This window comes from Methylobacterium sp. DB0501 (assembly GCF_011043735.1).
In the GTDB taxonomy this organism is placed as follows: domain Bacteria; phylum Pseudomonadota; class Alphaproteobacteria; order Rhizobiales; family Beijerinckiaceae; genus Methylobacterium; species Methylobacterium alsaeris.
This window is the reverse complement of record NZ_JAAKGV010000060.1, coordinates 1-8,033: the sequence shown is the minus strand read 5'-3', so window position 1 is coordinate 8,033 and position 8,033 is coordinate 1. Positions and strand designations below refer to the sequence as shown.

Sequence of the window (8,033 nt, the reverse complement as noted above, 5' to 3'; positions counted from 1 at the left end):
GCGAACCGTGTGTCCCTGCTTCGAGAGGGCTCGGCCCATGTGGTGCGCACCGCAGCATGCCTCCATCGCCACGACGCACCCCGGCAACTTCGCGCCGAAGGCGATCACCGTCTCGCGTCGCATCCGGCGGCGCAGCACGACTCGCCCGGCCGCGTCCAGCCCGACGAGGCTGCAGCTGTTCTTGCCCAGATCGATCCCCAGCACCGCGATCGTCATTGTTCCGCTCCATCCCTCATCTCGGCTACCCTGCCAGCCTAGCAGTGCAGCCCGGTGAGGGGCGGGCCATCCATAAAGGGGGGCCCGCCACCAGGCGATCGGCCCTTCGCGGGCGGGTCCGACCACCAAGGTCCACGTTCTCACCGACGTGATTGGCCGCCCGGGCGTCATCCACCTTACCCCCGGCAACGCCAGCGACGTCAAGACTGCGCCTGCCGTCCTGGCCAAGGCACCGGGCCGCGTGCGCCGGTTGATCGCCGACAAGGGCTACGATGCCGACTGGCTGCGCCAGGACCTGCGCGAGCAGGGCATCAGCGTGGTCATTCCCGGCACCCGCGCCCGCAAGCGCAAGATCCGCCTCGACAAGCGACGGTATCGGGATCGCTGGCGGGTCGAGGCGGTGTTCTGCCGCCTCAAGGATTTCCGCCGTCTCGCCACGCGCTACGACAAGCTGGCCCGCAACTTCGCCTCGGCTCTCGCCATCGCCGCCGTCATCGCATTCTGGTGCTGATCGAGTCTCAACCCTAGGCCGTACCCCCTGCCATACAGTACCGCTCGCTGCTTGGCCGATCAGCAAGGCGGTGAACTGTTCGAGGAGTTGATGTTGACCCATTTTCGTGGAGTGATGATTAGCTTGCGGGCGATGTTAGGGACATCGAAGGGAGACATCAATCGGGAGGCTTGGATTGCATGAGCGAGTCAGCAAACGCCTCCATCATCGTGACATTCAGTCAGCAATTTGGGCCAACCTGTGCGGCTCGATAACGATTACACGTTCACGGCCGAGTCGCACGATCTGCTGCCTCTGCCAGGCACTAAGGACTCGGCTCACAGTAAAGTACGTGACGCCCGTCATCTCGGCCATATCGTTGCGCGTGACCGGGTGCGTAATCTCTACGCCGTCGGGAGAATTGCGCCCGACTTGGCTAGCCAGACGTAGGAGAACGCCGGCGAGTCGTGCCTCCACCCCCTTGGCGCTCAAGTCCGTCACCCGCTCGATCATCTCTCGGGCGCGACCTCCGACGGTCTTCAGCGCATTCGATGCGACGGGGGGATAGCGGTGAATGAGGTCGAGGATCTGGGAAGCACCCCAACACAGCAAGCTGCAAGGCTTACTTGCAATTGCGGTCGCTGGGAATGGAAACTGCTGGAAGACCGCGACGCAACCGACAAGCTCGCCGGGTCCCATGAATCTGAGCGTTGTCTGCGAACCGTCCGTGCTAACCCGTGAAAGCTTCACCAATCCGGTCACAACCTGGAAGAGCTGACTGGGCGCATCCCCCTGGTGGAAGAGGGTCATGCCCTCCGCAATCTGACGGTACGTGGCAGCGTTCAGCAAGGCATCGGCCGTTTCGCGATCCAGGTCGCTGAATAATGACCCCTCGCACACCCTCATACTTTGCGGTGATTGGTTCATCGCTCCCTTCTGTTCTCATCCTGAGGCTGCCGACCCCCCTCCTGCAGCTTCCTCGAACAATAGCTCGTGCAACGACGATACGCTCTGGACAGCTGAGAGATGGTCGGGGTTTCGGCTGGCCTGTAATCAGTGCACTGCCCGGCCTTCGGGCGCATTGATCCACCTCAAGGGCGCACAGCAGCACGGCCAAGCATGGCGGGGGCAAGGCGTATGCGGAATTCGGCACAATTTGAGGACTTGTTTGCGCAAGCGCAAAGAGCACGGGGCGCATTCGGCTACGGTGGGAGAAAGCGACCCGCTGAGGTGCAAGCTTCCACGATGCTATCGGCTCGGAGCTTGCCACTGTCCTGCGGGGTTACAGAAGCCGGAGAGCGGTCTTGCGCCTGATCCGTGGCGTTGCTATCGCGACTGCGCTGTTGGTCTTGGGACCCGCGCAGGCGGAGTCCCCTACATCTCCCCCAGATACGATGGCCGAGCGCGTACTGGCCTGTGCGCCCTGCCACGGTGCTCAAGGCGAAGGAACGCGCGACCCCTACTTCCCGCACCTCGCAGGCAAGCCGGCAGGATACCTCTTCAACCAGCTCGTCGCCTTCAGGAACGGCCGGCGGCACTACCCGCCGATGAACTACCTCCTGGCGTACCTGCCGGAAGCTTATCTCAACGAGATGGCTGAGTACCTGGCCGGCTTGAACCCACCCCTTCCGCCCCCAGCCGTTCCGACCGCGGGGAAGGAGGTTCTGGCGACGGGACAGAGACTGGTCACGCAGGGCGACGCCTCGCGCAACATCCCGGCCTGCACAAGCTGCCACGGCTCTAACTTGACAGGCATGGAGCCGGGCATTCCGGGCCTCCTGGGGCTCAAGCCCAACTACATCAGCGCCCAGCTCGGCGCCTGGCGTTATGGCACGCGAACCGCTCTCGCACCGGACTGCATGCAGGTCGTCGCGGGACACCTGACCGAGGTGGACGTGGCGGCGGTGACCGCCTGGCTGTCGTCGCGCCCCGCTCCCGAGGAGCGCCGCTCGGTTCCCCGCGGGACCTACGCGCTGCCCTTCGCTTGTGGGAGCCAGCCCCAGTGAGGAGGAACTTCGTGGCCAACCTCGCTCGCGAGGCGCTTCCGGCACTGCTCGCCGCGCTCCTCGGTACCACCTCCCAAGCGCAGACCGCACCAGCCGCCCGTGCCGATGCGGGTGTGCTCGCCAAGGGCGAGTACCTCGCTCGAGCCGGGGACTGCATCGCCTGTCACACGGCTTCAGAGGGCAAGCCCTTCGCTGGGGGCCGGTCCATGGCGACCCCCTTCGGCACGCTCTTCACCTCCAACGTCACGCCCGACCCGGAGACGGGCATCGGCAAGTGGACCGCCGACCAGTTCTACCAGATGATGCACACGGGCCGCTCGCCGGACGGCGGCTTGCTCTACCCAGCCATGCCCTTCGGATCCTACACGAAGGTGACCCGGGCCGACAGCGACGCCATTTTCGCCTACCTGATGTCAGTGCCGCCTGTGAAACAGGCGAACAGACCCCACGACCTCCGGTTCCCGTATAATAACCGCCAGCTCATCCTCGGTTGGCGCACGCTGTTTTTCCGTGAAGGCGAGTTCAAACCTGATCCGAAACAATCAGAAGAGTGGAACAGGGGCGCATACCTGGTCGAGGGCTTGGGCCACTGCGGCATGTGCCACACGCCCATCAACGTCCTCGGCGGCAACTCGGAGTCTCAAGCCTTCCAGGGCGGGCTCATCCCAATGCAGAACTGGTACGCACCCTCGCTCACCTCCAATCGCGAGGCTGGGGTCGGCGACTGGACCATCGAGGAGATCTCCGACCTTCTGCGCACCGGCGTCTCGCGACGTGGCGCGGTCTACGGACCGATGGCCGAAGTCACCTACAACAGCCTCCAGTACCTGACGCCCGAGGACACACGAGCCATGGCCGTCTACCTCAAGAGCCTCGGTCAGGAGGTCCCGCCACCGGTCACGTCGAACGTGCCCACGGCCGAGAGCAGCCTGCTGCTCTCACTCGGCAAGACGGTCTACGACGCCCAGTGCACGAGCTGTCACGGCGCGCAAGGGCAGGGTAAGCCGCCGCACTACCCGCCGCTGGCCGGCAACCAGTCCATCCAGATGTCTTCCGCGGTGAACGCGATCCGCATGGTGCTGAATGGCGGCTATCCTCCGGGCACGCATGGTAATCCGCGTCCCTACGGCATGCCGCCCTTCGCTCAGTCGCTCTCGGACAACGAGGTTGCGGCCGTGGTCACATACATCCGCACCACCTGGGGCAACCACGGCGCGGCTGTCACCGCGCTGGAAGCCAACCAGCTGCGCTCCGCCCCCCTGGACTGAGGCCATGCTGAACTCGCCCCCGCTGCAGCGCCGCGACGAGAAGACCGAGCGCCACGACGTGGCCGCCGCCGTGAGGGCGGGGCCGTCCGGTGCCGTGACGGTCGCGGCCATCGCCACTGCCATCGTCGTGGCGTGCTGGTTCGTCTTCTACCTGTTCGTATTCCTGCCGCGCGGGAGCTGACCCGGAGCCCCGATGACAACCCACGACCACATTGACGAGGGCGCCCGCGTCGCCGAGCGGATCGAGCGCCGATGGGCAACCCTCTCCGTCGCCATCATCGTCGTTCTGGCCGGGATGGCGGCCTTCGCCGGCATCCATCAGGCGACGATGCCCCAGGCACGCGTCGAGACGATCCAGCCCCAGACCATCCACCTCACTGGCGAGTTCATTGAGAGCAACCTCGGCAGCGCGGTCGAGCCAGACGGCTCGGTGACGGTACGGGCTGTGGGCCAGCAATACAGCTTTACGCCCCAGTGCATGGTGGTGCCGAACGACACCCCAGTGGTTTTTCGGGCCACGAGCCCCGACGTGGTGCATGGCTTCCTGATCCAGAAAACCAACGTCAACACCATGCTGGTGCCCGGCTACGTCTCGGAGATCCCAGCCAAGTTCACCAGGCCGGGCGAGTACCTCATGCCCTGCCAGGAATACTGCGGTGTGGGGCACGAGGGCATGTGGGCAAAGGTGAAGGTCGTCGAGAAGCCTGAGTTCCTGTCTATGATCGCGGCCAACCGGAGGGTCACCTGTGTTGAGTAGCAGGAGGCTCGTCCTCGCCCACTTCTGGCTAGCCTTCGCCGCCTTCGGCCTCGCCCTGCTGCTCGGGGCCTGGCAGATGTTCATCCGCAGCCCGCTTCACACGTGGATCAGCAACCCCGAGTGGTACTACCGCTCGCTGACGGCCCACGGCACCGTCATGGGCTACGTGTTTCCAACCCTCGTGGCGATGGGGTTCGGCTATGCGATCAGCGAGGTCTCCCTCAAGCAGCGCCTCGTTGGGCTGCGATGGGCCTGGGCCGGGTACTGGCTCGTCGTGGTCGGTGCGATCATGGCAATGGTCCCGGTCTCGCTCGGCCGGGCCTCGGTTCTCTACACCTTCTACCCGCCCTTGATCGGAAGCCCCTTCTACTACCTGGGCGTGGTGCTCGTGGTGGTGGGCTCCTGGATCTGGGTCGCCCTGATGTCGGTGAACCTGCACGCCTGGAAGAAGGCGAACCCTGGCACGTCGGTGCCGCTGCCGATGTTCGCCAACGTCGCCGGCTCCTACCTGTGGGCCTGGACGGCGGTGGGCGCGGCGCTCGAACTCCTCCTGCAGATCCTGCCGGTCGCCTTCGGCCTGAGGTCGACCATCGACGCGGGCCTGTCGCGGGTGTTCTTCTCCTGGACGCTGCACGCCATCGTCTACTTCTGGCTGATGCCGACCTACATCGCCTACTACACCATCGTGCCGCGGGCGATTGGCGGGAAGATCTACAGCGACACCATGGCCAGGATTTCGTTCATCCTGTTCCTGGTGGTGGCGATGCCCATCGGCATGCACCACACCTTCGCCGACCCGCAGGTCGGCGCCGGCTTCAAGTTCATCCACTCGGCGTTCACCGCGCTGGTGGCGCTCCCGACGCTGCTGACTGTCTTCACCATCTGCGCGTCGGTTGAGATTGCTGCCCGGCTGCGCGGCGGCCGCGGGCCGTTCGGCTGGATCAAGGTCCTGCCCTGGTCGAACCCGATCATGCTCGCAGTGGCGTTCTCGTTCGTGATGCTCGGCTTCGGCGGCGCCGGCGGGCTGATCAACATGAGCTACCAGCTCGATACGTCCATCCACAACACGCAGTGGATCACCGGCCACTTCCACCTGATCTTCGGCGGCGCCATCGTCATCATGTATTTTGCGATTGCCTACGACCTGTGGCCGCACCTCACCGGTCGCGCCCTCGCCGACCTGAGCCTGATGCGCACCCAACTCTGGCTCTGGTTCGTCGGCATGATCGTGACCACCTTCCCTTGGCACTGGGTCGGCATCCTCGGCATGCCGCGCCGCATGGCCTACTTCGACTACGGCGACCCAGCGGTTGCCACCCAAGCCTTCTCGGTGACCCTCTCGGCCATCGGCGGCTTCATCCTGGTGGCGTCGGGGGGCCTGTTCATCCTCGTGCTGGTCCGGAGCCATCGCGCGCCGCGGGAGGATGCCGGCGCCTACCGGTTCGCCGAGGCGCTCCACGCCCCCGTCGCCGTCCCCGCGCTCAACGGCTACGCCTTGTGGGTCGCCCTGATGGTCGGCCTCACGGTGACCAACTACGGCTTTCCCATCGCGCAGCTCGCGCTGCGCAAGGACACCTCGGTACCGGCCGTGTACGTGGGGGCCAATCCATGAGCGACGACCGCCTGCTCTCGCCGAGGAATCCCTGGTTCACCGGCTCGGTCGGCATCACCGTCATCCTGCTCGCCGCGACGGCGCTCGGAGGCTTCGTGCTGCTCCCCTACGCGCAGCCAGACCTCAAGCTCGCCGGTATCTGGGACGCCATCTGCAGCGCCGCTGGCGTACCGAAGGCATCCTCGGCAGCTGACCCGGTCCAGCCGGAGAGCAAGCTTACCCGCGTGGTGGTCACGTCAGCGTTGCCGAGTGCCGCGGACCCGGAGGCGGTCGGGCGCGGCGCGACCCTCGCGCAGCAATGCGCAATCTGCCATGGGCCGACTGGTGTGAGCCGGGCCGATTCCCCCAACCTGGCGGGACAATACGCACCAGCGGTCTACAAGCAGCTCGCCGACTTCAAGGCGGGTGTACGGGTCAACGCGACGATGACGCCGTTCGCCGTGAACCTGTCGGAACGCGACATGGCCGATCTCTCGGCGTACTACGCGTTCCTGCCCCGTCTGCCCGGCTTCCACCCGGCCAGTGACAAGCCTCCCCCACGCATCGTCATCAACGGTGCTCCGTTGCGCAACATCGCACCCTGCGGTTCCTGCCACGGCGTGCTCGACAACAAGACGGGAAGCCCGTGGCTGGAAGGCCAGCCCGCGGCCTACGTGAAGGCCCAGCTCCAGGCTTTCGCCTCAGGTGCGCGTCGCAACGACATCAGCCAGCAGATGCGAAACGTCGCCCGGAGGATGACCTCGGAGGAGATCGACCAAGCAGCGGAGTGGTATGCGTCGCAGCCTTCGACGAGAGTCCACACCCAGTAGTCCTTAACCCTGGGACCTATGAACGATCCTGACGGGCGCATCGTTGAGGATGACGGCGCTTACGGGCCTGTGGAGGGCGAGTGCCGCGGCTCAGACTACGCTGGTCATGGAACAGCAAGCGAAGGCGAGGCAGAAGGCGCCCTGGATCTGGAAGCCCAGCGGGATTTGCGAGCCTGGGATTAGGGTCTAAACCCGATCAAGGTATTGCGGTGATGAGTGAAATATGATTCCAAAGCGCCTTCAGATGGAGGAAGCTATGGCAGAGCTGTTCTGGCTGTCTGACGAGCAATGGCAGGCGATCGCGCCGTTCATGCCCAAAAACCAGCCCGGCGCTCATCGCAAGGACGACCGCATCGTCATCTCGGGCATCCTGCACGTCATCAAGTCCGGCTGCCGCTGGAAGGACTGCCCGAGCGAGTACGGTCCTCACACCACCGTCTACAACCGCTTCAACAGGTGGTCGCGCCGCCGCTTCTGGACCAGCATGCTGGAAGCGCTGGCCAAAGCCGGGTGGTCGGGCGAGGCCGCCGCCCTTGATGCGACCTACGTCAAAGCCCAGCGCGCCGCCCACGGCGCAAACGTATGGCCCGCCCCGTCCGCAAGTGGCTCTGGATCCGCTGGTCTGAGCAGTCTGCATAAACGTATCCGGCCTTCCGGCTTTGCCGTTGGCCAAGATGGAGATCCGCGCGTCCTGGGCCTCATAAAGGGGTCGGCGTCGAACGCCATTTTTGCCGGGAGGCTTCCAGAACACCGGTCGACTGTCAGGCCATCTTCCTCTCACCGCTCGCAGACATCGGAAGGCCGGCGCGTGCCGCGCGGCCCGAACTCGGATCAGGCAGCCACCGCCGCCGGCTCGTAGACGCGCCCGTGGCGCA

7 protein-coding genes and 3 pseudogenes are annotated in these 8,033 nt (G+C 65.2%); 8 read left to right on the top strand and 2 right to left on the bottom strand.

The features are described from left to right. Positions 1 to 216: pseudogene (locus tag G4G93_RS35120) on the bottom strand (IS110 family transposase); the annotation flags it as partial. Between the two features lie 79 nt (positions 217 to 295). On the opposite strand from G4G93_RS35120, the pseudogene G4G93_RS35115 reads away from it, so the two are divergent. Next, positions 296 to 727 (top strand): annotated as a pseudogene (locus tag G4G93_RS35115) (IS5 family transposase); the annotation flags it as partial. Between the two features lie 216 nt (positions 728 to 943). Here the strand turns inward: G4G93_RS35115 and G4G93_RS35110 are convergent. Beyond that, a complete protein-coding gene (locus G4G93_RS35110) occupies positions 944 to 1,633 on the bottom strand; it encodes a Crp/Fnr family transcriptional regulator (RefSeq protein ID WP_060850335.1) in 690 nt (229 codons plus the stop codon). 401 nt (positions 1,634 to 2,034) lie between these two features. Here G4G93_RS35110 and G4G93_RS35105 point away from each other — a divergent pair, with 401 nt between their 5' ends. The 7 genes and pseudogenes from G4G93_RS35105 to G4G93_RS35075 form a co-directional block, all read left to right on the top strand. Next, complete coding sequence (locus G4G93_RS35105; RefSeq protein WP_395413747.1) at positions 2,035 to 2,712, top strand: c-type cytochrome; 678 nt, start codon at positions 2,035 to 2,037, stop codon at positions 2,710 to 2,712. A gap of 11 nt (positions 2,713 to 2,723) precedes the next feature. Then, on the top strand, positions 2,724 to 3,980 hold the full coding sequence (locus tag G4G93_RS35100; protein WP_060850899.1) for a c-type cytochrome: 1,257 nt from the start codon (positions 2,724 to 2,726) through the stop codon (positions 3,978 to 3,980). Between the two features lie 4 nt (positions 3,981 to 3,984). Next, positions 3,985 to 4,161: a hypothetical protein gene (locus G4G93_RS35095; protein ID WP_165091915.1), complete on the top strand. Its 177-nt coding sequence runs from the start codon at positions 3,985 to 3,987 to the stop codon at positions 4,159 to 4,161. A 12-nt stretch (positions 4,162 to 4,173) separates the two neighbouring features. After that, on the top strand, positions 4,174 to 4,737 hold the full coding sequence (locus tag G4G93_RS35090; protein WP_060850337.1) for a cytochrome C oxidase subunit II: 564 nt from the start codon (positions 4,174 to 4,176) through the stop codon (positions 4,735 to 4,737). Continuing rightward, complete coding sequence (locus tag G4G93_RS35085; protein ID WP_060850338.1) at positions 4,727 to 6,349, top strand: b(o/a)3-type cytochrome-c oxidase subunit 1; 1,623 nt, start codon at positions 4,727 to 4,729, stop codon at positions 6,347 to 6,349. Before G4G93_RS35090 ends, G4G93_RS35085 begins: the two co-directional genes overlap by 11 nt. After that, positions 6,346 to 7,158: a c-type cytochrome gene (locus G4G93_RS35080; RefSeq protein ID WP_060850339.1), complete on the top strand. Its 813-nt coding sequence runs from the start codon at positions 6,346 to 6,348 to the stop codon at positions 7,156 to 7,158. The genes G4G93_RS35085 and G4G93_RS35080 overlap by 4 nt, the downstream gene beginning before the upstream one ends. A gap of 256 nt (positions 7,159 to 7,414) precedes the next feature. Further along, positions 7,415 to 7,733 (top strand): annotated as a pseudogene (locus tag G4G93_RS35075) (IS5 family transposase); the annotation flags it as partial. Positions 7,734 to 8,033: the final 300 nt, after the last annotated feature.

Coding starts and splice junctions, on each gene's coding strand:
- G4G93_RS35110 (WP_060850335.1), bottom strand. CDS start 1,633: ATGAACCAATCACCGCAAAGTATGAGGGTGTGCGAGGGGTCATTATTC.
- G4G93_RS35080 (WP_060850339.1), top strand. CDS start 6,346: ATGAGCGACGACCGCCTGCTCTCGCCGAGGAATCCCTGGTTCACCGGC.
- G4G93_RS35090 (WP_060850337.1), top strand. CDS start 4,174: ATGACAACCCACGACCACATTGACGAGGGCGCCCGCGTCGCCGAGCGG.
- G4G93_RS35095 (WP_165091915.1), top strand. CDS start 3,985: ATGCTGAACTCGCCCCCGCTGCAGCGCCGCGACGAGAAGACCGAGCGC.